The organism is Janthinobacterium woesei (assembly GCF_051380875.1).
Taxonomy (GTDB): domain Bacteria; phylum Pseudomonadota; class Gammaproteobacteria; order Burkholderiales; family Burkholderiaceae_D; genus Janthinobacterium.
The window spans coordinates 35,098-59,438 of the sequence record NZ_JBNYXW010000016.1 but is presented as its reverse complement, the minus strand read 5'-3'; the positions used below and the strand labels follow the sequence as shown (position 1 = coordinate 59,438).

General features: G+C 61.5%; 25 protein-coding genes and 1 pseudogene. 11 read left to right on the top strand and 15 right to left on the bottom strand.

The window, feature by feature from the left end; translation table 11 throughout:
• Positions 1–10: 10 nt before the first annotated feature.
• The gene (locus ACQ4W6_RS18905; RefSeq protein WP_436568715.1) at positions 11–5,782 is read right to left on the bottom strand and encodes an alpha-2-macroglobulin family protein; all 5,772 of its coding nucleotides are present in this window, start codon (positions 5,780–5,782) and stop codon (positions 11–13) included.
• Positions 5,783–6,256: 474 nt separating this feature from the next.
• On the opposite strand from ACQ4W6_RS18905, the gene ACQ4W6_RS18900 reads away from it, so the two are divergent.
• Entirely contained in the window at positions 6,257–7,285 is a 1,029-nt protein-coding gene (locus ACQ4W6_RS18900; RefSeq protein WP_436568714.1) for an OmpA family protein, read from the top strand.
• 78 nt (positions 7,286–7,363) lie between these two features.
• A complete protein-coding gene (locus ACQ4W6_RS18895; protein WP_436568713.1) occupies positions 7,364–8,311 on the top strand; it encodes a YihY/virulence factor BrkB family protein in 948 nt (315 codons plus the stop codon).
• Between the two features lie 60 nt (positions 8,312–8,371).
• On the opposite strand, the gene ACQ4W6_RS18890 is transcribed toward ACQ4W6_RS18895, so the two are convergent.
• From ACQ4W6_RS18890 to ACQ4W6_RS18880, 3 genes are all read right to left on the bottom strand, one after another.
• Complete coding sequence (locus ACQ4W6_RS18890; RefSeq protein ID WP_436568806.1) at positions 8,372–9,463, bottom strand: AI-2E family transporter; 1,092 nt, start codon at positions 9,461–9,463, stop codon at positions 8,372–8,374.
• Positions 9,464–9,703: 240 nt separating this feature from the next.
• Positions 9,704–10,015, bottom strand: coding sequence for a BON domain-containing protein (locus tag ACQ4W6_RS18885; protein ID WP_436568712.1), 312 nt, complete (start codon positions 10,013–10,015; stop codon positions 9,704–9,706).
• Positions 10,016–10,097: 82 nt separating this feature from the next.
• Positions 10,098–10,664, bottom strand: coding sequence for a hypothetical protein (locus tag ACQ4W6_RS18880; RefSeq protein ID WP_436568711.1), 567 nt, complete (start codon positions 10,662–10,664; stop codon positions 10,098–10,100).
• A gap of 277 nt (positions 10,665–10,941) precedes the next feature.
• Here ACQ4W6_RS18880 and ACQ4W6_RS18875 point away from each other — a divergent pair, with 277 nt between their 5' ends.
• From ACQ4W6_RS18875 to ACQ4W6_RS18865, 3 genes are all read left to right on the top strand, one after another.
• The gene (locus ACQ4W6_RS18875; protein ID WP_436568710.1) at positions 10,942–11,388 is read left to right on the top strand and encodes an outer membrane lipoprotein; all 447 of its coding nucleotides are present in this window, start codon (positions 10,942–10,944) and stop codon (positions 11,386–11,388) included.
• 90 nt (positions 11,389–11,478) lie between these two features.
• On the top strand, positions 11,479–11,631 hold the full coding sequence (locus ACQ4W6_RS18870) for a DUF3309 family protein (RefSeq protein ID WP_436568709.1): 153 nt from the start codon (positions 11,479–11,481) through the stop codon (positions 11,629–11,631).
• A gap of 46 nt (positions 11,632–11,677) precedes the next feature.
• Positions 11,678–11,983 (top strand): hypothetical protein, encoded by a 306-nt coding sequence (locus ACQ4W6_RS18865; RefSeq protein WP_436568708.1) that lies wholly within the window; start codon positions 11,678–11,680, stop codon positions 11,981–11,983.
• Between the two features lie 9 nt (positions 11,984–11,992).
• Here the strand turns inward: ACQ4W6_RS18865 and ACQ4W6_RS18860 are convergent, their stop codons facing one another.
• The 7 genes from ACQ4W6_RS18860 to ACQ4W6_RS18830 all read right to left on the bottom strand — a co-directional run bounded on the left by ACQ4W6_RS18860 (position 11,993) and on the right by ACQ4W6_RS18830 (position 16,619).
• On the bottom strand, positions 11,993–13,192 hold the full coding sequence (locus tag ACQ4W6_RS18860) for a patatin-like phospholipase family protein (RefSeq protein WP_436568707.1): 1,200 nt from the start codon (positions 13,190–13,192) through the stop codon (positions 11,993–11,995).
• 129 nt (positions 13,193–13,321) lie between these two features.
• Complete coding sequence (locus tag ACQ4W6_RS18855; protein WP_436568706.1) at positions 13,322–13,660, bottom strand: hypothetical protein; 339 nt, start codon at positions 13,658–13,660, stop codon at positions 13,322–13,324.
• A 75-nt stretch (positions 13,661–13,735) separates the two neighbouring features.
• Positions 13,736–14,122, bottom strand: coding sequence for a phage holin family protein (locus ACQ4W6_RS18850; RefSeq protein ID WP_436568705.1), 387 nt, complete (start codon positions 14,120–14,122; stop codon positions 13,736–13,738).
• Between the two features lie 16 nt (positions 14,123–14,138).
• Positions 14,139–14,441 (bottom strand): ElaB/YgaM/YqjD family protein, encoded by a 303-nt coding sequence (locus tag ACQ4W6_RS18845; RefSeq protein WP_436568704.1) that lies wholly within the window; start codon positions 14,439–14,441, stop codon positions 14,139–14,141.
• A gap of 58 nt (positions 14,442–14,499) precedes the next feature.
• Positions 14,500–15,036, bottom strand: coding sequence for a ferritin-like domain-containing protein (locus ACQ4W6_RS18840; RefSeq protein WP_436568703.1), 537 nt, complete (start codon positions 15,034–15,036; stop codon positions 14,500–14,502).
• A gap of 256 nt (positions 15,037–15,292) precedes the next feature.
• Entirely contained in the window at positions 15,293–16,192 is a 900-nt protein-coding gene (locus ACQ4W6_RS18835; protein WP_436568702.1) for an OmpA family protein, read from the bottom strand.
• 28 nt (positions 16,193–16,220) lie between these two features.
• A complete protein-coding gene (locus tag ACQ4W6_RS18830; RefSeq protein WP_436568701.1) occupies positions 16,221–16,619 on the bottom strand; it encodes a DUF4398 domain-containing protein in 399 nt (132 codons plus the stop codon).
• 262 nt (positions 16,620–16,881) lie between these two features.
• Between ACQ4W6_RS18830 and ACQ4W6_RS18825 the strand changes: the two genes are divergently transcribed.
• A complete protein-coding gene (locus ACQ4W6_RS18825; protein WP_436568700.1) occupies positions 16,882–18,924 on the top strand; it encodes an AsmA family protein in 2,043 nt (680 codons plus the stop codon).
• Positions 18,925–19,104: 180 nt separating this feature from the next.
• Positions 19,105–19,323, top strand: a complete 219-nt coding sequence (locus tag ACQ4W6_RS18820) for a YMGG-like glycine zipper-containing protein (protein WP_436568699.1) — start codon at positions 19,105–19,107, stop codon at positions 19,321–19,323.
• A gap of 95 nt (positions 19,324–19,418) precedes the next feature.
• Here the strand turns inward: ACQ4W6_RS18820 and ACQ4W6_RS18815 are convergent, their stop codons facing one another.
• A complete protein-coding gene (locus ACQ4W6_RS18815; RefSeq protein ID WP_436568698.1) occupies positions 19,419–20,207 on the bottom strand; it encodes a Crp/Fnr family transcriptional regulator in 789 nt (262 codons plus the stop codon).
• 171 nt (positions 20,208–20,378) lie between these two features.
• Here ACQ4W6_RS18815 and ACQ4W6_RS18810 point away from each other — a divergent pair, with 171 nt between their 5' ends.
• From ACQ4W6_RS18810 to ACQ4W6_RS18795, 4 genes are all read left to right on the top strand, one after another.
• Positions 20,379–21,053: an outer membrane lipoprotein gene (locus ACQ4W6_RS18810; protein WP_436568697.1), complete on the top strand. Its 675-nt coding sequence runs from the start codon at positions 20,379–20,381 to the stop codon at positions 21,051–21,053.
• 170 nt (positions 21,054–21,223) lie between these two features.
• Positions 21,224–21,508 (top strand): hypothetical protein, encoded by a 285-nt coding sequence (locus ACQ4W6_RS18805; protein WP_436568696.1) that lies wholly within the window; start codon positions 21,224–21,226, stop codon positions 21,506–21,508.
• 187 nt (positions 21,509–21,695) lie between these two features.
• Positions 21,696–21,842: a lmo0937 family membrane protein gene (locus tag ACQ4W6_RS18800; protein ID WP_436568695.1), complete on the top strand. Its 147-nt coding sequence runs from the start codon at positions 21,696–21,698 to the stop codon at positions 21,840–21,842.
• Positions 21,843–22,013: 171 nt separating this feature from the next.
• Positions 22,014–22,694: a YiaD family glycine zipper/OmpA-like lipoprotein gene (locus tag ACQ4W6_RS18795; RefSeq protein WP_436568694.1), complete on the top strand. Its 681-nt coding sequence runs from the start codon at positions 22,014–22,016 to the stop codon at positions 22,692–22,694.
• A gap of 301 nt (positions 22,695–22,995) precedes the next feature.
• Here ACQ4W6_RS18795 and ACQ4W6_RS18790 read toward each other — a convergent pair whose 3' ends face one another.
• The 3 genes and pseudogenes from ACQ4W6_RS18790 to ACQ4W6_RS18780 all read right to left on the bottom strand — a co-directional run bounded on the left by ACQ4W6_RS18790 (position 22,996) and on the right by ACQ4W6_RS18780 (position 24,087).
• On the bottom strand, positions 22,996–23,493 hold the full coding sequence (locus ACQ4W6_RS18790; protein WP_436568693.1) for an Hcp family type VI secretion system effector: 498 nt from the start codon (positions 23,491–23,493) through the stop codon (positions 22,996–22,998).
• 21 nt (positions 23,494–23,514) lie between these two features.
• Positions 23,515–23,670 (bottom strand): annotated as a pseudogene (locus tag ACQ4W6_RS18785) (type VI secretion system contractile sheath large subunit); the annotation flags it as partial.
• 96 nt (positions 23,671–23,766) lie between these two features.
• Positions 23,767–24,087 (bottom strand): hypothetical protein, encoded by a 321-nt coding sequence (locus tag ACQ4W6_RS18780; RefSeq protein ID WP_436568692.1) that lies wholly within the window; start codon positions 24,085–24,087, stop codon positions 23,767–23,769.
• Positions 24,088–24,341 lie beyond the last annotated feature (254 nt).

Below are 24,341 nucleotides of genomic sequence, written 5' to 3'. Positions count from 1 at the left end.
ATCCCACCGCTCACTGCCCCACCTTGACATTCGCGTTCGGCGACTCGCCAAACATCTCGGGCGAATACATGGCTTCGATGCGCGTGGCCGGCAAGCTGAAATCGCCCGCATTATTTAGGCGCACCGTGTACTCCACGCTCCACGTGCCCTTCGGCACGAAGGCGTAATACGCGCGGAAGGCGTCAAAGGCCCGTTCCTCGAACGTGGGCCAGACCCAGCCCGTGGATTTTTCACCCGCCGTCAGCAATGGCGAATCGCGGCCCAGGCCATTGCCCAGCACCGTGGCGCTGGCGGGAATCGGATCGTCGACCACCACCCAGCTCATGTCCGCCTGCGCCGACAAATCCAGGCGCACGCGGTAGACATCGCCGCGCGACCAGGCGCCCGCCGTCTTCTGTTCCACGGGTGTGATGGTTTTCTTGATGGTGTAGCCGCTGGAGACGGGCGCCTTGAGCGCGATGGCCGCCAGGCTTTGCACGGTGGCCCACGGCTTGCCCGTGCCGCTGTGCGCAATGCCCAGGGTATCCGTCCCCTTCGGCCACGCCTGCAGCACGGGACCCACTTTCGCCGCACCGCTCCACAGCAGGGTTTGCGTATCGCTGCCCAGCTTCACGGCGCTGGCACCCGTCACGGGCGTCGACTCGAACCTGGCCGAGAACTTGGCAATGGCCAGCGTGCCCCAGGCGTTGGCCACCGTGGTATCCCAGTGGCCCTTCTTCTGGCGGCCCATGCTGCCGCGCACCAGGCGGCCGATGTCGTCGCGCCAATCCGGGTTGTCCATCACGGCCAGCAGCAAGCGGTTGGCGTTGACGTCGCCAGAGACCATCAGCCACCACCAGTTATCCTTGCGCTCGGTGGAAAAGCCGATGCTCGTGCCCTGGAAGTTCAGGCGGCTACGCAAGATCTGCTGCGCCTCGGCCAGCTGCGCATCGCGGCGCGCCAGGCTTGGCGTGCGTTGCAGCAACAAGCTCCAGTCGATGACGGCCGAGGTCGGCCACAGATTCGGGTTGATGCTGATGCTGTCCAACGCATCGGGCGGCACCTTGTTCGACCGCGACAGCGCTTCGAGCGCCGCCAGCTTGCGCACGGCCAAATCGGTGGTGGCCAGCGCCGAGTGGCGCACGATGCGCCCCTGCACGAAGGCTGTCAGGGCTGCTTCCATGCGGTTCTTCGTCTGTTCGGGAATGGCATAGCCCGCTTCCGCCGTGGCCGATAGCACATACGCGGTCAGGGTGTCGCTGCCCTGCTCCATGATAGGGAAGTATTTCAGCAAGCCATCAGCGTCCAGGTAGGCGGGCAGGCTGGCGGCCAGCTTGATCCACGCGGCCTGGTCCTGCAGGGCGATGGCTTTCGACGTGTTTTGCTCGAAGCAGGTGTACGGGTAGGCGGCCATGTACTCGCGCACGCCGGGCAGCTCGCCGCCCAGCTTGGCCGCAAAGCTGGTCTGGATGCCGCCCCGGCCCGGCAAGGCGCCGGCCGGCATTTGCACCGACATGTTGCTCGGCTTGTCGATTTGCAGCAACGTTGCCTGATACGTGCGCACAGGCGTGGCCTGGCCCACTTTTTGCGTGATTTTCAGCTTGTCAGCGGTGCTGCCAAACCCGTTACCCGCCTTGGCGCTGATGTCCCACACGATGCTCGATGCCCCCATCGGCACCTGGTAGTCCCAGCCCGTCTCGCGCGCCTCGCCCGCTGCCAGGCTCAAACTCTGGCGCGGCAACGCCTTGCCGGCCGCCGTGGCGTTCAGCTCCACGTTGAGCGCGCCAGCCGATGTGTTGCGCAGCGTAAAGCCGGCGCGCAACTGATCGCCTTCGCGCACCAGGCTCGGCAAGCCGGACATCAGGATCAGGTCTTGCGAGCTGCGGATATCCGTGCTGCCCGTGCCAAACAATTGCTTGCCTGCGCTGGCAATGGCCACGATGCGAAACGCCGTCAAGGAATCGTTCAGTGGCACTTGCACCGTGGCTTCGCCCTTGGCGTCGAGCTTGACGGTCGCCTTCCAGAACAGCAAGGTGTCGAACAGCTCGCGGCTGGCGCCCTTGCCGCCGCCTCCGCCGGCCGGGAAGGCCTTGCGGCCAAAGTGGCGCTTGCCGATCACCTGCATCTGCGCCGTCGCCGTTTCCACCTGCAAGCTGCGCTGATCCATCATGGCATCCAGCAATTTCCAGCTATCGTTGGGCATCAGTTCCAGCAAACCCGTATCGACGGCTGCCAGCGCCACTTCGGCGCCCTCCGGCAAGGCCTTGCCATCGGCGCGGCGCACGCGCACGGACACTTCCGCCTTGTCGCGTGTTTTATACACTTCCTTGTCGGACACCACCAGTACCTTCAGTTCATGCGCCTGCCAGCCCACGTTCAGGGGCGCGATGCCCATCTTGTAGGCCGGCTTGCCCAGGTCGACCAGGGCCGTCGGCTGCACGCCATCGACGCGCCCCCGCACGACAAACACGGACACATACACATTCGGCGCGTAATTGGGTTTGACCGGGATATTGACCACCGGTTCCCGGCCATTGAGCTGCCGCACATAGGTATCGAGGATGCCTTCGCGCTCGACCGTGATCAGCGCCGTGCCCGAGCGGAACGGCATACGCACCTGCAGGCTCGCTTCCTGGCCCGGCTCGTAGCGTTTCTTCTCGGGCAGGACGTCGATGCGGTCATTGTCGCTGGCATTGAACCACCAGTCCCCGCTGCCCGCCACCCAGGTTTCGCGGTTGGCGACGGCCGCGTTGCCGGCGCCATCCTGCGTGCTGGCACGCAATATCAGGTTGCCGCTGGCAGGTGCCTTCACGTCGCAGATCAACAGGCCTTTACTGTCCGTCTTGCCCGAGCACGCTGGCCCCAGCTTGACGACTTCGCTCGTATTTTCATACGCATAGAAGCCGCCGATCAGGCGCCGGCGGTGCGAATAGCTGTTGCGCTGGAAAAAATCAACGGCCACCGGGGCATTCGCCACGGGCTTGCCGCCGGTCGATAGCACGGCCACCGTGAACTTGAATTGATCTTTACTCAAAGCCCAGGCGTCGGGCTTGATGCCGATCACGACATTCGACGGCCATAACGCCACCCGCGTGGCCACCGAGGCCGTCTCGCCATTCGCATCCTGGAACGCCATTTCGGCCACCAGGTCGCGCGGCGTGGACAGCTGCGGCAGCTGGTCGATGACGATGCGCGCGCCGCCCGCCTTGTCCAGGGTCAAACTTTGCGTGCGCGCCGCCGTCGCGCCAGCGCTTGCAACGGCGCCATTGCCCTCGTCCTGCCACTCGCCTTCATCCTCGTCATAAGCGCTGCCCTGCTTGAGCATGCCTTCCTTGACGTCGCCATTGCTGAAGCTGTAGTCGGGATAATCGGCAAAATTCACGCTCTTGTCTTGCAGCACCGTGCGCAGCTTGACGGGCGCGTTGGTGGCAGCGCCGCCGGCCAGGTAAGTGATCTGCGCATCGAGGGCCAGCTGCCTGGCCTGCACGACAGGCGCTTTCGGCCCCTGCAGCACGGCTTTCATGGTAGGCACGCGGAAGGCTTCGACGCGAAAACTGCCGGACGGACGGCCCGCCATCGTGACGCTGTATTCGCCCTGCTTGGCGTCGGCGGGAATCACCCAGTCGTTTTCCGCCGTGCCGCTGGCCGACCAGCGCAGCGGCAACTGATAATTCTGGTCGCTGCCCAGGTGCGTGATGACGACGGAAGTAGCGCTGCCGGGGCCGTTATTCTTGTCGACCAGGCTCATACCCTCGGCCGTGTGCTTGCGGATGAAATGCTTCATGTGCACGGTTTCACCGGCGCGCAGCAAGGTGCGGTCAAATACCGTCGCCAGCAGGGTGTTGTCGGCGCGCATGTCGGCAGAAGGCAAGTTGAAGCGCCAGGCTTCGATGCCGCCCACCCAGTCCGACAGGGTGAACGTCATGTCGCCACCGCTGCGCGCGCTGATGAAGTAATTGCTATTGTTCTTGCAAGAAGAATTGGCCAGTTCGCCGGCAATCTGCGCCACGCCGTCAACGCCGGTGGCGCCTTGCCACAGCAGCTTGCCGGCGCAGTCGCGCACGGCCACTTGCGCCTTGGCAACGGGCGCGCCCTTGTCGAGCGAGGTCACCCACACCAGCGACGATTGCGCGCCATGCTTGAAGTGCGCCGCCATATTCGTCACCAGCGCAGCCGAGCGGATATACGCGGTGACGGGTTTGCCCAGCAGCACTTTGCCCAGGATGGGGCTGGCCAGCTCCACCACATAAAAACCGGGCTTCTGCAGTGGGATGCCGATGACTTCAAAGGCTTTCTTGCCATCGGGGCGCGGCAGCTTGATGGGGCGCGTACCGGCAGCGTCCGCCAGCACGGACTTGCTCATGTTGCCCGCATATTGCGCGTACGGCTGCCAGTACTCACCGGCCTCGCCATTGCCGGCCAGGCGCTGCATCCACTCGATGATGAACTTGTCGTCATTGTCGGCCACGCGCAAGGTGGCGCCCGTGGCCGCTGGCGCCGATGCCTTGGCGATTTCCTTGCCCGACAGCACGGGCTCGATATTGCGCACGGTGACGGGCAGCAAGCCATCGCCCTTCGCTTCGATGATGCCGAACGGCGCCGGGAACTTCAGCAGCGGCGGCTGCTCGCCCGTGCGCACGGTCATGGGAAAACGCGCGCGGTTGAGCAAGATGCGCCCGGCGTCATCCGTCAGGTTCGGCGGCAGGTTCAGGATAAAACTGGCTTGTACGGGAAAGGGGCTATGGAAGCTAGCGTCCTGCAGGAACTCCGCCTTCTCTTCCTCTTTCGATATCGTCGGCGCATACGTCTTGCCGCCGCCCGTCAAGGTCATGGCGCGCACCAGCGACGCCTTCACGGGCGCGGAAAACTGCACGCGCATGGGCAGGAACGGGATGCATTGCTCCTTGGGATTGCTGCGCTCGCAGCTGAACCTGGCCGTGAAGTCGGGCCGCGTCCTGAACTGCAGGCTTTGCGCCTTGTCCGTGGCAATGCCGCTGGCGCTGGCGATGCCCTCGCCCCACACCAATGACACCTTGGCGTTGGCAGGGAAACTACGCTTGCATTGCAGCACGGTAACGGGCAGCGGCGGCGCGCCTTTGCTGGCGACAGGCATGCCCACTTTCCACAGCGTGCCCCGTTTCTTGAAATACACGCTCAGGTAGCGGTCGAGAAAGCTCTTGCGCAAGGTCAATACCTGTTCCAGTTCCTTGCCCACGAGTTGGCGCACGGGAATTTTTTCATTGATGCCATCGGCGCGGCAATAGGCGTTGGCCGCGACGCTGGCCGCGCTCGGCACGGCGTCCAGGCCCAGCACGAAGATCTGGTTTTCATCGATGTAGGGCTGGCCGTCATAGGGCACCGATTCGACGATGGCTGGCCCGCCCGTGGAGAAACGGTAGGACGCCGGGCTGGACCCCGTGCCCTGCAATGGCTGGCCCGCCAAGTCCTTCAGGCCCGGCTTGAGGGTGAAGCTGCAGGCCACGCCGGCCGGCAAGTCGCGCGCGAAATCGTAGTTCCAGTTGCGCTCATCGGCCCAGCGTCCCGCACCGGCCACCACGGCCGGCTCGGCCTTGCCGCAGTCGATGGCGAACGGGGCGCTCAGGGCCATGTCACCGAACGGCACCATCGGCGTGGCGAACTGCGCCCGCGCCTGGCGCACGGCCTTGACCGTGCCGCTGGGGGAAAACAGGGCTACGCCGCTATTCGCCCAAGCCGGCACAGCCGTGCCTAGCGAAAGCAGCAGGCACAGGGCGCCGATACTGCCAGGCAAGCGGGAAGGAGAATAATGGGTAGCCTCAGGCACGGGTGACTCCTTGATGAAAAGTGGCGGGGCTGGCTGCGGCGCGCAAAAGTTGCTCAGGAGACGCCTAGCAAAGCAACAGAACGCGGCAGGAATACAACATCAACGTAATATTAGTTATCAAGCTCATCATTATTGCTAATATACAGTGGCATGCTGGTAACAAGTCGTACGATTGCCCTTGCCGCAACGCCTGGAATTGGGCCGTTGTTGCAATTTATTCCCTGGGTAGATTAGTTTTTTTCAACGCCAGGGTATTTGTAGTGAATCCGCAACACTATTGATATACAACAATGCTTTGTGCGCCAGCGCACCGACCGCTTGAACCTGGAATCGTATTCTAAGTCCAACAGCAGTGCATTTATCATAAGTAGGCCGCACCTGGAATTGTTGTCCATCGTCTTAGCAATAGCACGCGTAGCAAGATGTCGCTTTGATGCAGTAGAGAAAATCTCTTATCAACGTTGGGAGTTACTTGTGAATAATCTAAAAAAAATCGCCGTCGCCGCCGCAGTTCTGTGCTCCGCCCTCGGCGCACAGGCCCAGGAAATCAATCCTTCCTGGTACATTCAACCTAGCATCAATGCAATGAAGCCCGATTCGGATTTTTCTACCGATAAGACTGGCTATGGCGCAGGCTTGCGTTTCGGTAAGCCTGTTTCCCCGGACTGGGATATCCAGCTAGGTACCACCTATTCCCGCTCAAAAGGCAACAACGGTACCAGTTACCGACAAAATACGCTGGGGGTCGATGGCTTGTACATGTTCAACCGCAATCCATTGTTCAGCCCATTCCTGCTCGTCGGTGCGGGTATGCAGCGCGACCAGGACACGGGCGCCTTCGGTGAACGCAGCAAGAGCTCGCCGTACGCCAGCGTCGGCCTGGGTTTCCAAGGCAAAATCAATGACCAATGGTCGACCCAGGTCGATATCCGCAACGTGCACGGCTTCCTGCGCGGCAATACCTTCCCGAGCAGCAAGTCGAATAACTACTACGTCAACGTGGGCCTGAACTACGCGTTCGACAAACCGCCTACGCCAGCAGCACCGCCGCCGCCACCGCCACCGGTGCGTGAAGAAGTCGTCGTGGTCGTGCCGCCACCACCACCGCCACCGCCGCCACGCTTTGAAAAAGTAACGATGTCGGCTACGGAACTGTTCGCGTTCGACAGCGCCAAGCTGGGTCCAACACAGACCAAGCTCGACGAAATTGCCCGCGTGTTGAACGCAGCGCCAGACGTCAACAACGTCGTCATCAGTGGTTATGCCGACCGCATCGGTGCGCCCAAGTACAACTTGAAACTGTCGCAGCAGCGCGCTGACGCAGTCAAGGGCTACCTGGTCGCCAAAGGCGTGGGCGCCAACCGCCTGACGGCCGAAGGCAAGGGCCAGACCAATCCTATCGTTACTTGCAACAACAAGAAACGTGCTGATTTGATCAAGTGCCTGGAACCTAACCGCCGCGTTGAAGTCGAGCAAATCACCATCGAACGCCGCGTACAGTAAGCAACACCTGTGGTACGCCACTAGTGAAGACTAGTTAAAAAAGGGGCTGCGGCCCCTTTTTTTCCATTGAAAGCCACCATGAATTTCTCTACCCGCTATCCGAAACTGGCCAGCCTGGCGCCATTCAGCAAGCAGATGCGCAGCGTCATCGTCTGTTCCGTCAAAGAATGGCTGGAACACCGCGCTTCGAGCAAGGGCGCCGCCCTCGCCTACTACACCCTGTTTTCCATCGCCCCCATCCTGGTACTGGTGATCGCCATCGCCGGCTTTTTCTATGGCCCGGCCGCCGCGCGCGGTGAATTGATGGCGCAATTGCAAGGCTTGCTGGGCACGCAGGGCGCCGAAGCCATCCAGCTGGTGCTGGCCGGCGCCAGGAACCATGAGCAGGGCCGCATCGCCACCCTCGTCGCCAGCGCCCTGCTGCTGTTTGGCGCCACCAGCGTGTTTGCCGAACTGAAAGCCAGTCTCGATGAAATCTGGCAAGTGCCGGCCTTGAAGGAAGCGGGTGCCTGGGATATGCTGCGCACGCGTTTGCTGTCCTTTGGCCTGGTGCTGGTGCTGGCCTTCCTGCTGATGGTGTCGCTGGTGGTCAACGCCGCCATGGCCATCCTCGCCAACTTCTGGGAAGGCGTGTGGAAAGATACGGCCGTGCTGTTTGTCATCCTGTCGAACCTGATCGGCTTCGCCGTCATCGCCTGCCTGTTCGCCGTCATCTACAAAATGCTGCCGCGCGTGCGCCTGTCCTGGCGCGATGTGCTGATCGGCGCCGTGGGCACGGCCTTCATGTTTTCCTTGGGTAAATACGCGATAGGCGTGTATATCGGCAATAGCGGCGTCGCCAGCAGCTATGGCGCGGCCGGCTCGCTGGTGGCGCTGCTGCTGTGGGTATATTACTCAGCGCAAATTTTCTTCCTGGGCGCCGAATTCACGCGCCAGTTCGCCTTGCAGCTGGGCAGCATGAAAGACATGCCAAAGACGGACGATGGCGATTTGCAGGTAAAAATCCTGAAACGCCACCAGTCCTGAGCCTGGCGCAACATGCGAAAACGGCGCCTGCGGGCGCCGTTTTATTTTCATTGCAGCAATTTATTCGCCCAACAGTTCCGCCACCACTTCCATGCCCTGCACGCGCTCGGCGACCACCTTGACGATGACGATGATGGGCACGCCCAGCAGCAAGCCCCAGACACCCCACAGCCAGCCCCAGAACAGCAGGCTGATGAAGACGGCCGTGGGATTCATGCGCGCAATGCGGCCTGTCATCCAGGTGGTGACGAAGGTGCCCACCAGGGTGGCAATGGCCATCGAGGTGCCCGTCACCAGCAAGACCATTTCCAGCGATTCGAACTGCAGAAAGGCCACCAGGCCCGTGGCGATGGTGATCAGCAGCGGGCCGAAATACGGCATGATGTGCAGCAAGCCGGCCACGATGGCCCAGGCGCCCGCGTTTTCCAGGCCGATCACGCGCAAGGCGATCCACATCAAGAACGCCAGCAAGCCATTCGTGACGAGCAGCATGAACATATAGTTCTGGATCGAAGTATTGATGTCTTCCAGGATATGCACGGTGACCTTCTTGCGGCTCAGCGACGGCCCCGTCAGCTTGACGAGCTTGCGCTTGAAGATGTCGCCCGACAGCAGCAGGAAGAACACCAGGAAGATGACCATGGTGGCCTGGCTGACAAAGCCCACCAGGCCCAGCGAACCGGCCCAGACCCAGTCCATGATCTTGAAGTTGGGGCCATCGGGCGCGGCGGCGCGGCGGGTGTTGCGGCGCGCCTCGGCGCCGACGGCCACCTGTTCGATTTCATTGGCCACCGCCTGCATCTTCTGGAAGGTGCTGTTCTTGCTGCCTGTATTGGCGGCGATCAGGCGCGACAGCTTGTGCGTGGCGGCCGGCAACTCTTCGACGATGGATTCAAATTCGCCCTGCACCCGTTCGACCATGACGATGGAGCCGAACAGGATCAGGGCCGTGACGGCAGTGGCGCCGATGGCGCGCGGCACGCGTATTTTTTCCAGCCAGGCAACGACGGGATTGAGGGTATAGGCAATGAAGATGCCAAAGATGACGGGAATGAGGAATTTCTGTGCCCACTGCAGCGCATAGATGAAGCTGACGGTGGCAATGATGCCCAGCGCCATGCCGCGCGCGTTGACATGCAGCGGCAAACGCAAGGCGGGGTCGAGCGGCTCGGCAAGCGTACCCGAAGGCGGCGTCAGAGGCTCGACGGGTGCAGCCACAGGGTCAGTCGACGCAGCCACAGGGTCAGTCGACGCAGCCACAGGGTCAGTGGATGCAGCCAACCTCGGCTCGGGCGGGGTATCGGGAGGCTGAGTATGCATGATATTCCCGCTAGGCTCGGTAAGGGGCCACAGCGCCAGCCCGTGGGCTGGACGCTGCGGCAGGCCATGCCATTACTTGACGCGGATATCGTTTTTCACCGATTTCACACCTTTGACGCCGCGCGCGATTTCGCCCGCTTTGGCTGCGTCCGCAGGCTGGGCCACGAAGCCGCTCAGCTGTACCACGCCCTTGAAGGTTTCAACGTTGATTTCCGTCGATTTCAGGGTCGGCTCATTGAAGATGGACGCTTTGACTTTCGTGGTGATCGCGGCGTCGTCAATATATTCGCCCGTGCCTTCCTTGGTCGAGGTGGAAGCACAGCCTGCAACGGCGAACAGGGAAGCGACGAAGAGGCCAGTAGCGATAGATTTAGTGAATTTCATGGTTTTTCCTTAGAAATGGTCAATCAACGTGCTCACAATGAGCTTCTTATACCAGTTTGACTGCAGTGCGCCATACTGGCGTTCAGTAGCCAAACTGGGTTTTTGCAGCCTTGACACAGTCGTCCTTGGCTGCGCCGGCTAATGCATCGCATTTTTCTGTTGCGACCTTGTACTCGGCTTTTCTTTTTGCTTCACGCGCATCGCTGCGCGCTTCGATGACTTTCTTGTCTGCCTTGGCATCGGCCAGGGCCGCTACCTTGGTGGACTTGGCCAGCTTGACGCAGACATCCTTGTCATTGCCCGTCAGCGCATCGCAGCGCGCCAGGTCGACGTCATAGTTGGCGTCCGCGATCTTGATGCGCGCCTTGGTGTAGGCACGCAGGGTATTCGTGTATTGCGCCTGCGCCACCGCTTCATCGTAGGTGCGCACGGCTTTCGCTTCGGCAATACAGACATCTTTCGGGTTGCCCGTGATTTTTTCGCAGGCGGCATGTGCCTGCTTGTAATTCAAGGCCGCCTGCTCATTGGCTGCCTTGTAGGCGGCTTTCGCTTCCGGCGTGGCCGCGACTGCCTGGCTGCCCCAGGCGGCGCACGCCAGGCTGATGAGGATGGTGGCGTACAGCTTGCTCTTTTGCATATTATTGTTCATCTGCGACTCCCTGGTGGTGACAAGCATGTCTGCTTGGCATGACTACCGTTTTACGTGGATAGTTGCCGCTCTTCTGTACGCTGCCGTACACAAGCCATTATTTTTGAAACAAGCAGGCATATAGGGATAAATAACAACGTTTATGCAGACATCCGGCGCCGCGATGGCCGCACTGGCACCAGCTTTGGCCGCCTGTAAGTGCGTGCGGCAGCGTACAGACCCACGCCATGGGCGTGGCTAAGATGGCACCACACCTTCACCATGTCAGGAGAATAAAATGAAAACCAATGCCACCATGGCTGCACTGATGCTCGCCGCCACCGCCGTTCTGAGCGGTTGCGCCAACACCGGCCCGTCCCAGTCACAATACTATCCGGCCAACCAGCCTGAGTCCGCCACCTACGGCACCATCGATACCATCCAGATCGTGCAGGGCGGCGGGCAAACCAGCGGCACGGGCGCCGTGGTCGGTGGCATCGCCGGTGCCCTGCTGGGCAACACCATCGGCTCGGGCGGCGGCCGCACGGCAGCCACAGTGGCCGGCGCCGTCGCTGGCGGCGTGGTCGGCAACCAGGTGGAAGGACGCAGGCAGCAGGGGCAGGCCTACCAGATCAGCGTGCGCCTGGACAATGGCGAATACCGCACCGTGGTACAGGACAATGTGAATGATTTGCGCCCAGGCAACCGCGTGCGCGTCGTCGACGGCCGCGTCTACCGTTATTAATCGGCTGGCCGCCCCGCAACACATACAACATATACAACACATGCAACATATGCAACATATGCAACATATGCAAGCCAACAAGGAGATATCATGGGCACCATCATTCTGATCATCTTGATCCTGGTCCTGGTCGGCGTCCTGCCAACCTGGCCGCACAGCCGCAACTGGGGCTATGGCCCCAGCGGGGTTGCCGGCCTGATTGTCGTGATACTGATCCTGCTGTTACTGACGGGCAGGTTATAAAGAAAAAGGCGCTACGGCGCCTTTTTCATTTCAAGGAGGAAATATCATGTATAGCTACAAGATCGCGTTCGCCGCCCTGCTTGCCTGCAGCCTGGCGCCGCTGAGTCTGGCCCAGACGGCCACGCCGCAGCCTGGCGACCCGCAACGCTGGTACCAGGAAGACAGCACGCCGCAAGCCCAGCTGCGCACCCTGCGCAAGGAAATCGCCGCCGCCCTCGGCGAGGCAAAAAAGTCCTGCCAGCAAGAACCATCGGCCACGCGCAGCGCCTGCCTGAGGGGCGCGCAAGAGACTTACCGGCAAGACATGGCGAACGCGGAAAAGCTGCGGGAAGCGGCGCATCCGCAGCAGTAAGGGGCGTTTTCAGACCGCGTCGCGCTCGTAGGGCGGCAGTTCGTGCACCACCAGCGGCGTGTCTTGTGTGACAAAGGCCAGCCAGCCGGCCGCCTTGATCGCGCGCAAGGCATCTTGGTAGCCCTGCTCCCAGCGCCACTCGATGGAGCCCTGGGAAAAATTGATGTCCTTGGCCGCCATATGCCAGTCGCGCCCCGCATACGGCAGGCGCACGATGTGCATGGTGCTGCCGCAGCCGAGCGCCACCAGCTCTTCGGTCTGCTGGCGGTTGTGCGCGTCGTCGGGCAGCTTGGCGTACAGCTCGCGCAATTTATGCTGCAAGGTATGCGTATTGACGTAGTCTTCGATATGGCGCTTCGAGCGCGAAGCGAACGTGACGTCCTTTTGCCGCGTCTGCACTTCATCGAGCGTGGTCGGCTCTGGCCCTTCCGCGCTCCACAAGTCCACCATGAAGACCAGCGTATCGACGTGGGGCGTGTCGTCGAGCACGGTTTCTAGCGGCGTATTCGAATACAGGCCGCCGTCCCAGTATAAATCGCCATCGACGCGCACGCCCGCAAAACCGGGCGGCAAGGCGCCGCTGGCGCGGATGTGCTCAGCCGTCAGGCGCTGCTGCTGGCTGTCAAAACTGGTCAGGCTGCCGCATTTCACACGCAAGGCGTTGACGCTGAGGCGCATGCCGCCGGGCTGGTTCAGGTAATCGAAATCGACCAGTTCGTCGAGCGTGCTGGCCAGCTCGCTCGTATCGTAGAAACTGGCCTCTTCCGGCTTGACGGCAATGCCAGCTGGAAACAGGCTGAAGCTGCGTGGCTTGAAGAAGCCGGGCACGCCGCGCATGACTGTGTCGAGCGTGGCCAGCCAACTGTTCGAACGGCGTTGCTGGTCGGACACCAGGTTCATGTCGATGCTGTCGCGGTGCGCCACGCGCTGCCAGAACTGTTTCAAGCGTACCAGCCGGTTTTCCTGTTTGTTGCCAGCCAGAATGGCCGCATTGATGGCGCCGATCGACGTGCCCACCACCCAGTCGGGCGCCAGGCCGTGTTCATGCAGCGTCTGGTAGACGCCGGCCTGGTAAGCACCCAGCGCGCCGCCGCCCTGCAGCACCAGCACGATGCGCAGGCGCGCAGGATTCAATGGAATGATCGGTGTACTCGAAGTTGTCGCCAAGATAGCCCCAATGTCCACCGCGCGAAATGCGGCGTGTTTCATTGTAAGGGATTGTGCCTCGCACTTGTGCCCCGCACTTGTGCCCGCGCTTGCGCCCACGCGTGCCGGACGTTGCGTTCAGGCAAAAAAAACGCCGTCGATGACGGCGTTGCTGTCCACATGGGCGTACATTCAGCGCTTGCGGCGCAGCCAGCCAGCGGCAGCGGCGGCCACGGCCACCAAGACCAGGGCCGGCTTGACCAGTTTCCTGCGTCCGATAAAGGACAGCGCCGTCAGTACGTAAGGCATGGCGCCTTGCAAACGCATGCCGCCGGGCGCCAGCAGGGACTCGACGCGGTGGCCGGCAAAGCCGACCGCCGTGTCGACCACGCCTTGCAGCAGCGAGTCGGGACGCAGCGCATAGCCCACGTTGGCGCGCGCATGCACGATGCCCACGCGGTACATTTCGCCTTGGGCGACGAGCAGGCGCTTGCGGGCCGCCTGCTCTGTCAGTTTGTCGGTTTCCGACATGAATTCTCCTCGAAAGGCAGTCCGGACACGGCGGTGGCCACGCCGGAACAGGTCCGCGCGGCCGCCGCCAGCCGGCTACATCAACATGTCGCGGTCGGCTTTCAATTCAGCCATGGTGGCTGGCATGGAGAGCTTTCCTTGACGCAGCATCGCCCGCGCATACATAACCAGGCCGATGGCCAGCAGCACGAACACGACCGTCATGATCGCCAGGATCTTCCAGCCCAGGCTATCCCAGGCCAGGAAAACGATCAGCACGCTGCCGTAAGCGATGGCAAACAAGCCTGCAACGGTCGCGAGCGCGAAAATGACAATCAGTTGCAGCACGTGATTGCGCACTTCCGACAGTTCGATAGTGGCCAGTTCCAGCCGCGACAGCATCAGTCCGACGGCATTCCTGGCCAGGCCGGCGACCGAACCGATCAGTCCCGGCCCCTGGTGAGACGAAGCAGACTTGTCCATATCGCTCCTGTGTGGATTACTTGCGGCCCAGGATGAAGCCGACCAGCACGCCGACGCCAGCGGCAACAGCCACCGTGCGCCATGGGTTTTCCTTGACATAACCGTCCGCCTGGGAGGCGATCTGCTTGGTGGCAACGATGGCCGAGGCTTGCGCTTCATGCGCCTTGGCCAGCGCGGCGTCCAGGGTCTTCATGCCCTTGACGCGCACTTCATCGGCTTTTTCGCCCGTCAGCGCGGCAGCGGCGCTGAACAGTGCCTGTGCATCCTTGACCAAGGTTTTGACATCGTTATTGACGGTGGTGATATTATTTTCCAACATGGTGTAGCTCCTTAGCTGTGGATGAATGTAGTTACTATACCTACTTTATTCAAAAACACTATTCCATTAGATCGCGCATATCATCGGCGTGCTCTTCCTCGACGGCCATGATCTTGATCAATAAATGGCGTGTTGTCGGGTCACTGTCGCCCACTTTGACGATCATCTGGCGATAAGACTCGATCGCCACGCGCTCGGCGATCAGGTTGGCACGCACCATGCTTTGCACGTCCTCGGAGTCATCATACTCGGCATGGCTACGCGCAAGCAATGTTGCAGGATTAAAATCTGGTTTGCCATTCAATTGCACGATGCGTTCGGCCAGCCAGTCGGCATGCTCCTGTTCCTGCTGCGCATGCTCAAGAAACTCGGCCTTGATGGTGCCATTGTCGCGCCCGGTCACGGTGTAGTAATGGCGTTTGTAACGGGCGATACACACCAGTTCCGTGGCCAGCGCCCCATTCAACAGGCTAATCAATTCTTGCCGATTGCCCTGGTAGCCAACCGTCACGGCGCCGTCATCGAGGTTTTTGGCGGCGGCGCGGATGGCGGCCGTATCGATGCCAGCTGGAATCTCAACAGATGTTTCGGTCATGATGCTTCCTTTCAAGTCTTGCATGGGTATCCACCGGCCAAGCTACGACCGGTGCTGCCTTGACTACTACAACGCCTGATGGCGTTTTTCCCAACGCTAGGGGCCGTTCAGGAATTACTGTCACATTTGGATCGTCTCGGGCCGGCGCGCTGCGGCGTTGCTCGTCGTCGCCATAGCTCGCTATGACTCCTTCTCGCGCCTTGCATCGCATCCCGCCAGAGCCACCCAAACGTAACACTTATTTATTCACGGCCCCTTAGCGGCGGGCGGGAATGGCCGTGTTGTCTTCCGACAGCACAATTTCCACCCGGCGATTCAACTGGCGATTTGCCGCGCTGTCATTGCCAGCAGCCGGATACGCGGCGCCATAGCCCTTCGTGGCGATGCGGTCGCGGCTGATGCCTTGGTCCAGCAGCGCATTGCGCACGGCTTCGGCGCGGCGTTGCGACAGTTCCAGGTTGTGCGCTGAACCGCCCGTGCTATCCGTGAAGCCTTCGATCAGTACGGTGCGCTGCGGGTTGTTTTTCAGCACATCGGCCAGCTTGCGCGCCGTATTCGCGCCATCGGCCGTCAAGTTCGCCTTGTCCGTGCCAAACAGCACGTCGCCCAGGGTAATGACCATGCCACGCTCGGTTTTCTTGGCGGCCAGATCGGCCAGCTGCACTTCCAGCGCGGCGGCGCGCGCCTGCGCATCGCGTGCCGAGGCTTCCGCCGTTTGCGCCTGCGCCTTGGCCGCTTCCGCATCGGCCTGGGCCGACTGGGCCCGTGCCGTGGCTTGGTCAGCCTGCTGCGTGCGCGCATCGAGGCGCAGCTGATCGCGCTGCTTGCCGGCATTGGCGATATCGGCTTCGGCTGCCTTCTGCTTGGCAATTTCTTGCGCGGTGGCTATTTTTTGCCTGGCCAGATAGGCCAGCTTGTCGACTTTCTCGCTATCCTCCTGGCGCGTGGCGGCCGCGTTCGCCGCGTCCAGCGCGGCGCTCGCTTCGCGCCATTCGCGTGGCGCGTAGGTCGACACCAGCGGGTTCGATTGCGCCGCCATGTAGTCGCCGCGCGTCTGGTCGAGCAGGCTGGTGGTGGTCGGCGCGGAGCTGCAGGCGGCAACCAGGGCGGCCATGGCCAGCAGGCCGGGAATGGTGGTGTAAGTGGCTTTTTTCATGATCGGGTCCTGTTCTTATTGTTGGGAATTATTGTTTGGGAGCTTGCTGGTTGGCACGGTCGAGTTCTTCGCGCATGACGCGGATGTTTTCGTTGATTTCATCGGCGGCGCTGGTGGCCTTGGCCGAGTTGGCCTTACTTTGCGCCAATTTCGCGTCTGCTTGCGCCTGGTCGGCCAGGTCGCGCGCCGTCTTGTAGTCGCGCTCTTTCAAGGCCTGGTTGGCCATGCGCATTTTTTCGCGGGCCGAACGCATTTCATCGGGCGCCAGGTCGGCGGCGCCGGCGCTGGCGGCGTTATCGACGGCCGCGCGCGAGACGGCGACGTCGGCCGTGGCCGGCGTTTTCAGGCTGGAACAGCCCGTCACCAAGAGAACGGCGGTGATGCCGGCGGCCAGTGCGCTCAAGGGGGTTTTCAAGGAATTGGTCATTTTTCTTCTCCTGGAGAATTTTCGGTAGTGGTTGCAGTCATTGCGTGGCACAACTGGAAATCGGGAATGGCGTTTGCTGTATGACGTTATAAGCCCCCCCTCCCCGCGTATCCGTTCGGTGACGCACATAGGGTAGGAAATCGACAAGACTGTTCCCGGTAGCGTGCGCCAGCGCACGTGCCCGGCGACAAAACTTGAAACGCCCCCGGCTTTTGAGCGATTCCTGTAGCATCGTCACTACTTGTTCAAAAAGAAGCGCTCCATGCAATTGTCCCGCCGCCAGAAAATCGCCCTCGCCAGTGCCGCCGTGGTCGTCGCCATTCCCGTCGCGGCCGCCGTCACCCTGCTGAACATGGACTGGAACCGCGCCAAGCCGTGGCTCAATGCGCGCGCCAGCGAAGCGCTGGGGCGGCCCTTCGCCATCGCGGGCAATCTGTCGCTGACGTGGCAGCAGAGCGCCACCGCTGCGGGACATCAAACCTGGCGCGACTACTTGCCGTGGCCCCATTTGCAGGCGCAAGACGTGCGCCTGGGCAACCCGAGCGCCATGATGGACGCGGACGGCCCGGCGGCGCAGCTGGCCACCGTCAGCCAGATGGCGTTCTCGCTCAATCCGCTGGCCCTGCTGGACAAGAAAATCATCATTCCGCGATTGCGTTTCGACACGCCGCAGGTGCGCTTGCTGCGCAGCAAGGATGGCAAGAACAACTGGACCTTCCAGCAGCCGGAGCAGCCGTCGTCCTGGCGGCTCGAACTACAAAGCGTGGTCTTCAGCAAGGGCACGGTGCTGCTCGACGATGCCGTCACGCAAACGGCGCTGCGCGCCGATGTCGATACACTCGCCGGCGATGCCCGCTATGGCATCGCCTGGAAGCTGTCCGGCACTTACCGTGGCGAAAGTATCAAGGGCGGCGGCAAGGCCGGCGGCGTGCTGTCTCTGCAGCAGCAAGGCACGCCCTTTCCCGTGCAAGCCGAGATGCACGTGGGCGGCACCAGCGTGGCCATCGAAGGCACCCTGACGCGCCCTGCCAGGCTGGCCGCGCTCGACGTGCGCCTGAAGGTGTCGGGTCCCAGCATGGCGCGCCTGTATCGGCTGACGGGCGTGCTGCTGCCGGAAACGCCGCACTTCAGCACGCAAGGCCATTTGACGGGCACGCTGGCGCCCCGTGGCGGCGAGTGGGTGTACGACCAGTTCAGCGGCAAGGTGGGTTCGAGCGACATTCGTGGCAAGCTGGCCTTGTCAAGCAGCACGCCGCGCCGCCGCCTGAGGGGCGAGGTGCACTCGCGCCTGCTGCAACTGTCCGACCTGGGGCCGCTGGTGGGCGCCGACTCCAGCGCCAGCAAGAAGGAGCGTGGCGTGCCATCGACGCAGCCAGCCGGCAAAGTATTGCCGGTGGAAACCTTCAAGACGGAACGCTGGAGCAGCCTCGACGCGGACGTGCGCTACACGGCCGACAGGATCACGCGCGACGCCGATTTGCCGATCAGCAAGCTCGACACGCATGTGCTGCTGGCCGACGGCGTACTGTCCTTGACGCCGCTCAATTTCAACGTGGCGGGCGGCACGTTCACTTCGCAGATCAAGCTCGACGGCAGTGGCAGGATCATCGCCAACGGCATCGCCGCCGAACTCAAGGCCAGCGCCCGCCATTTGCGCATCCAGCAACTGTTTCCCCGCCTGCCCGCGCTGCAGGCGAGCGCGGGCGAAATCAATGGCGACGCCTCGCTGTCGGCCACCGGCAATTCCGTGGCCACCTTGCTGGGCAGCGCGAATGGCGAAGTGCGCGCGCTGATCAACCGCGGCAGCATCAGCAAGCTGCTGCTCGAAGAGATGGGCTTGAATATCGGCAGCGTCGTGCTGACCAAGCTGGTGGGCGACAAGCAGGTCAGGCTGAACTGCATGGCTGCCGATTTCGCCGTCAACAAGGGCTTGATGCGCACGCGCCAGTTCATCGTCGACACGGACGATGCCGTCCTGCATGTGGACGGCATGGTGAACCTGTCCAATGAACGGCTGGACCTGACCTTGCAACCGGACAGCAAGGGCTTGCGCATCTTTTCGCTGCGCTCGCCCTTGTATGTGCACGGCACTTTCAGCAAGCCGGACGTGAGCGTGGACAAGGGCGTGCTGGCCCTGCGCGCCGGTGGCGCCCTGGCGCTGGCCGTGGTGGCGCCCGTGGCGGCCCTCTTGCCGTTGATCAGTACCGGCCCCGGCCAGGATAGCGAATGCGCCGCATTGCTGGCCCAGGCGCGTGTCAAGCCGGTGGCACCGGCACCGGGAAAAAGCGTGCGCCAGAAACGTTGAAAACGCCAGGACAGTGTGCTTTTACAATTGTTACACACCTATGTGCGTTGCCGAACAGACCCTGCCTTGTTGCAATCCTATCCTGTGATCGTGCCTGAAACACCAAGACGTGGCGTCACGAAGTTACTCCGGCCCATACCATGCCGGCGCCACGAGGTCCGAATTCACAGGAGAACCATCATGCAAATCATTCAAAAACTCGCCGCCACCACTTCCATCGCGGCTCTATTGCTGAGCCTGACCGCCTGCTCCAGCATGTCACGCCAGGATAAAAACACGGCCGTCGGCGCTGGCATCGGCGCCGTTGCCGGCTCCGTCCTGACGGGCGGTAGCGCAGTCGGCGCAGTCGGCGGCGCCGCCGTCGGCGGCGTGATCGGCAACCAGGTCAAGCCAAAGTAAGCGGCAATCAAAAAGCGGGGCGGGTGCCCAGGTGCCAGCCCCGCTTTTTTGCGTGTGCAAAACAAAAGACTGCAGGAAAGTGTTGCAGAAGGGATTTAAACGAAGACGTTGGCCATGCCGCTGCTGCCGGCATCCTTGACCAGCGCGTAACAGCGGCAGGAGACGGCTTCCAGGCCGGCTGAATCGAGTATCTCGATGTTGCCGCGACTGTAGCTGATGAGTTTTTGCTGTTGCAGCGCGCTCGCGGCCTTGGTCACGCCGACCCGGCGCACACCCAGCGTATGGGCCAGGAATTCATGCGTCAGGTGGAATTTTTCCGACTGCAATCGGTCGCGCGTAATCAGCAAGGAGCGCGCCAGGCGTGCCTCCAGCACGTGAAAGCGGCTGCATACGGCAATCTGGATCGCTTGCGCCAGCAGGGTATCGGTGTAGCGGTACAGCAAGCGCTGCAGGGAATCGAGCTGGACGAATTCGGCGCAAAAACTGGCCCGCGAAAGTCGGCTGGCCGTCCCGGAACGTTGCACCACGGCACGCACTTGCGCCAGATCATGGCCCAGCGCGACGGAGGCGCCAAGCACGCCTTCACGGCCAACAGCGCCCACTTCCAGCGTCATGCGCCCTTCCGCCACGGCCAGCAGCGAGATCAGGCAGTCACCCGGGAAATAGATATAGTCGATAGGCTGGCCCGGTTCGTACAGCACGTCGCCCACCTCGACCGTGACGCTATCGAACAGCGCCGCCAGATGGCGCAGGTCGGACTCGGGCAGGCTGGCCAGCAAGCGGTTGCCAGCGGCGGTCGTGGCCACGGGCGAACCCTGGCTGGCACGGCCTGCGTCGCGGGACAAATCGCGGGACAAATTCAAGCTGGCGGTCATTGTGGACATTACCTTTTTCTGATTGTCGTTACAACTTGACATAATTTTTACTTAGCCTACGGTGCGGCAACAGTCCTGTATGTACGGTGACGCACGGAAGTGAAGGACGCAGCACCGCACACTGGCCTGCACGCAATACGCATGACCGATTTCATTATTTTAAAAACCAAGGAGCCTTCCATGACTACCACCACCAAATCCCTCCATCCGCTGCTCTTGGCCGCCGCCGTCGCGGTCTTGCTGTTCTGCGGCGTCGGCACGGCCGCCCTGATGGGCTGGCTGCCCTCCTCGCAAAGCGAGGCGCCGCCGCTGTCGGCCAACGCCTCGGCCGAGCAGCTGGCCAGCCTGCAGGCAAACCAGCCGAACCAGGCAGTGAACGGCGTGCAGCCGCTGGCCGCACTGCCACTGCAGCAGCAACAGCAACAGCAGCAGCAACAGCAGCAACAACCGGTACAGCAGCCCGCGCCGATACGCCAGCCACAGCCGCAATACGTGGCGGCCGCCCCTGCGCCACAGGTGTGCGGCAATTGCGGCGTCGTCGAAGCCATCCATGAAGTCAATACGCGCGCCGAAGGCAGCGGCGTGGGCGCGGCCGGCGGCGCCGTCGTCGGCGGCTTGCTGGGCAACCAGGTAGGCGGCGGCCACGGCAAGCAGCTGGCCACCGTACTGGGCGCCGTCGGCGGCGCCGTGGCCGGCAACCAGATCGAAGGCAGCGTGCGCGCCACGCGCAGCTATAACATCGTCGTACGCCTCGATAATGGCAAGACACGCACCGTGCACCAGAGCGCCGCGCCCAAGTGGCGCCAGGGCGACCGCGTGCGCGTCGTCAACGGCGGCTTGCGCGCCATCGGCTAAGCGCCTGAGAGAACGGCGGCGGCGCTGCCGCAATGCGTTGCAGTGAACCCACGCCCGGCTCGTCCGGGCGTTTTCTTTTTGATCATGTTCGTTGGCGTACAGATGCATGAGCTGCAGCGCGAGATGATGCACTCAGGAAAGTTCAACGCAATCCTTCAAAGGAGATGGCCATGGAGAACGACAAGGCAGGCAGCAACAGGATCTGGCTGGGCTTCATCGGCGGCGGCATGCTGGCCACGGCGCTGGGCTTTTGCGCACTGGACCTGGCGCCAGCGCCAGCGAGTGCACCGGTGTTCGGCGTCATGCTGCTGCTCACCGGCGGCATGTTCAGCTGCCTGGCGGGCGCCGTCGGCATGGCCGGCATGCTGGCCTGGCTACCGGGCATGGACGGCGAGCAAGAGAAAACACGCCAGCCGCAACGGTGTGTGCGCGACAGGAATTGGTTAAATAAATAAGCTGGCTAAATATCGCTTGTGTACGGCAGCGTACAGATAATTCCAGAAACAAAGTAGACAATAAGTTATGGCATCAGCGTTCAGCGACTCAGTCGCCGCCAATGACAACAAGCGATGACAGCGCCAGACGCTAGCGCCTTGCAAGCCAGGCAACCGTCATCGACACACTACTCTCGGAGGACACATCATGCTCTATACAATCGCAGTAGTACTCATCATTCTCTGGCTGCTGGGCCTGGTAACTTCCTATACCATTGGCGGCTTCATCCATATCCTGCTGGTCGTGGCGATCATCATGATCCTGTTGCGCCTGATCAGCGGGCGCGGGCTATAGCTCCCGGCCGTTAGCGCAGGCTGACAGGGGCGGCGCGCGTGCAAACGGGCGCCGCTCTTTTGCGTGCCATTTGCGTGCCATTTTGCATGCACTGGCAAGCCGGCCCATTTTGCAGTAACGTGTGCGGGTAGTTCCTGGGTATGTCCCAATAACAAAACAAGGAGAAAATCCATGAAAACGTTCAAAAACGGCCCTGGCGCCAAATCCCTGATCGGCATGCTGGTACTCACGCTGGCCGCCACCGGCTGCGCGGATATGTCCTCGACGCAACGTGGTACGGCCACGGGCGCTGGCGTCGGCGCCGGCCTGGGCGCCCTGATCGGCGGCACCACCGGCGGCGGCGGTGGCGGCCGTACGGCAGGCGGTGCCCTGCTGGGTGCGGCTGCTGGCGCCGTGGTCGGCAATATCTGGTCGAACCGCATGGAAAACCAGAAGCGCGCGATGGAACAAGCCACCCAGGGTACGGGCGTGCAAGTGACGCAGACGGCCGATAACCGCCTGAAAATGGAGATTCCTAGCGACATCTCTTTCGACACCAACCGCGCCGATATCAAAGGCAACTTCCGCCCGATTCTCGACCGCTTTGCCGCCACCCTGAATGAAAACCCGAACACCACGGTCAACATCATCGGCCATACGGATAGCACGGGCAGCGATTCGATCAACCAGCCTTTGTCGGTGGAACGCGCAGCCCACACGCGCGACTACCTGGCCATGCGCGGCGTCTCGCCGACCCGCATCGTCACCGAAGGCCGCGGTTCGCGCGAGCCGATCGCCTCGAATGCCGACGCTTCGGATCGCGCCCGCAATCGCCGCGTGGAAATCTACGTCGCAGAGATGGCGCCGCGCTAAATTTTACATGTGCCAATAAAAAACCGCCGGCAATGTGAACTGCCGACAGTATCGTTTGCCATACGGCCAAGGGCTGGGTTCTGTATTGCACAGGGCCCAGCCCTTTTAGTTTGGGTCTGATGCGGGCGTGATTTGTAGCAGCTCAGGCTTGGCATGACAGCGTCCGGTGAGCGGCAGCTTGCGCCCCAAAGCGGACATCTCGATATATCTCACCAAGTATTGAGCGTTGTCCCTTGGTGACGTAGGGCCACGCGCTCCAGCAACGGCAGGCGCGCGGCGGCACGGTCGGATACCATGCGGCTTACTTCTGCAACTTGTTGGCAGCAAGATCCCAGGTCGATGCGGCGGTGCCCCCCTTGCTGCCGTCGGTCTTCTGCGATGACACTTCCCACTTGATCTTGACGAAGTTCATCAACAGCGTTTCGACCGGCTTGCCGCCGGTGCCGCCGCTGACGCTAACGCTCGAAAACAACACATTCGACAGCGTGTAGACGATCAACGGCATCACCGCGCCGTCGTCGGCGCCGGAATTGCGCGCGCAGGTGATTTTCACCTCGGGGATTTCCTTGCCGCCGCAGCAGTACGCATTGACCACCGGCGTCGAGCTGTCGAGGAACTTGGTGACGCTGAACTCGCCGATATACGGCCGGCCCGAGGTGCGCTCCTTGTTGCTGACGTCGTTCGTAACCTGCATTGCCACGTTGTGGCTAAACGACATGAGTTCAATTTTATCGACAAAGCCTTCAAGCGTCGAATCGCCCTTGATGGTGTCGCCCATGTCCAGAATAATTACCTCCATGCGTGTCTCCGAGGTTCAAATCTATGAAGCGGGCTTAGGCGGCAACTCGGCCACCAGGCGGATCGATGCGGTCAATTCCCCCAGCTGGAAGTGCGACTTGAGGAAGACCGTGGCACGGTAGCTGCCCGGCGTACCCGACACCGACAGCACCTCGACGCGTGCTTCGCGCAACGGATAGCCACGCAAAAAGCTACCATGAATATACGGTAATTCGACATGTCTCTCCTCTACCAGTACCAATGTCCGCTGCTGGCCGAATTCCGCCTAAGTTGCTCAGACGTTGACGTTACGCCAACCTCGCAACCAAATATATTTATCCTTCCATAGGGTGATGTAAAAGATCGCTGAGAATGGTGACGCGTTCGGTCCGCATTCAAGTATCACAGGCTCTGCAAGGCGAACGTCAACCTCAAACTTTTGCGAATGACACCAATCGATTTGCAACTGCACAGTGTGCTTTCCGGGCTCGACATCGAACTCAACCTCCGAGCCATTCGAAACTCTGGCAATATCGCTCCCATCCAAAAGAACGGTGTATTTCCGAGCTCTATCTTGCCAAATTGCTTTCTTTCGTCGAACAATGATTTTTGTCATTAAGATTCATTCAACATTAATTAAGTCGGTGGATTTGCTTGGCCGTCAGCGGCTCATGAGCATAACGAATTACCAAGTGCGAAAAGTCACGCATTGTCACGTCAACGCGAATGGCTACTCCTGACCGAAAGCGGATGTATAGAATAATAAATTGCCGGAAAGAAAAACACGCACATTGTGACAAAAGAGTGACTGTCTGCTACTTGCCGGTGCCTAACATGGCCATAGCTCTCTAACTCATCTGACAACCTGTA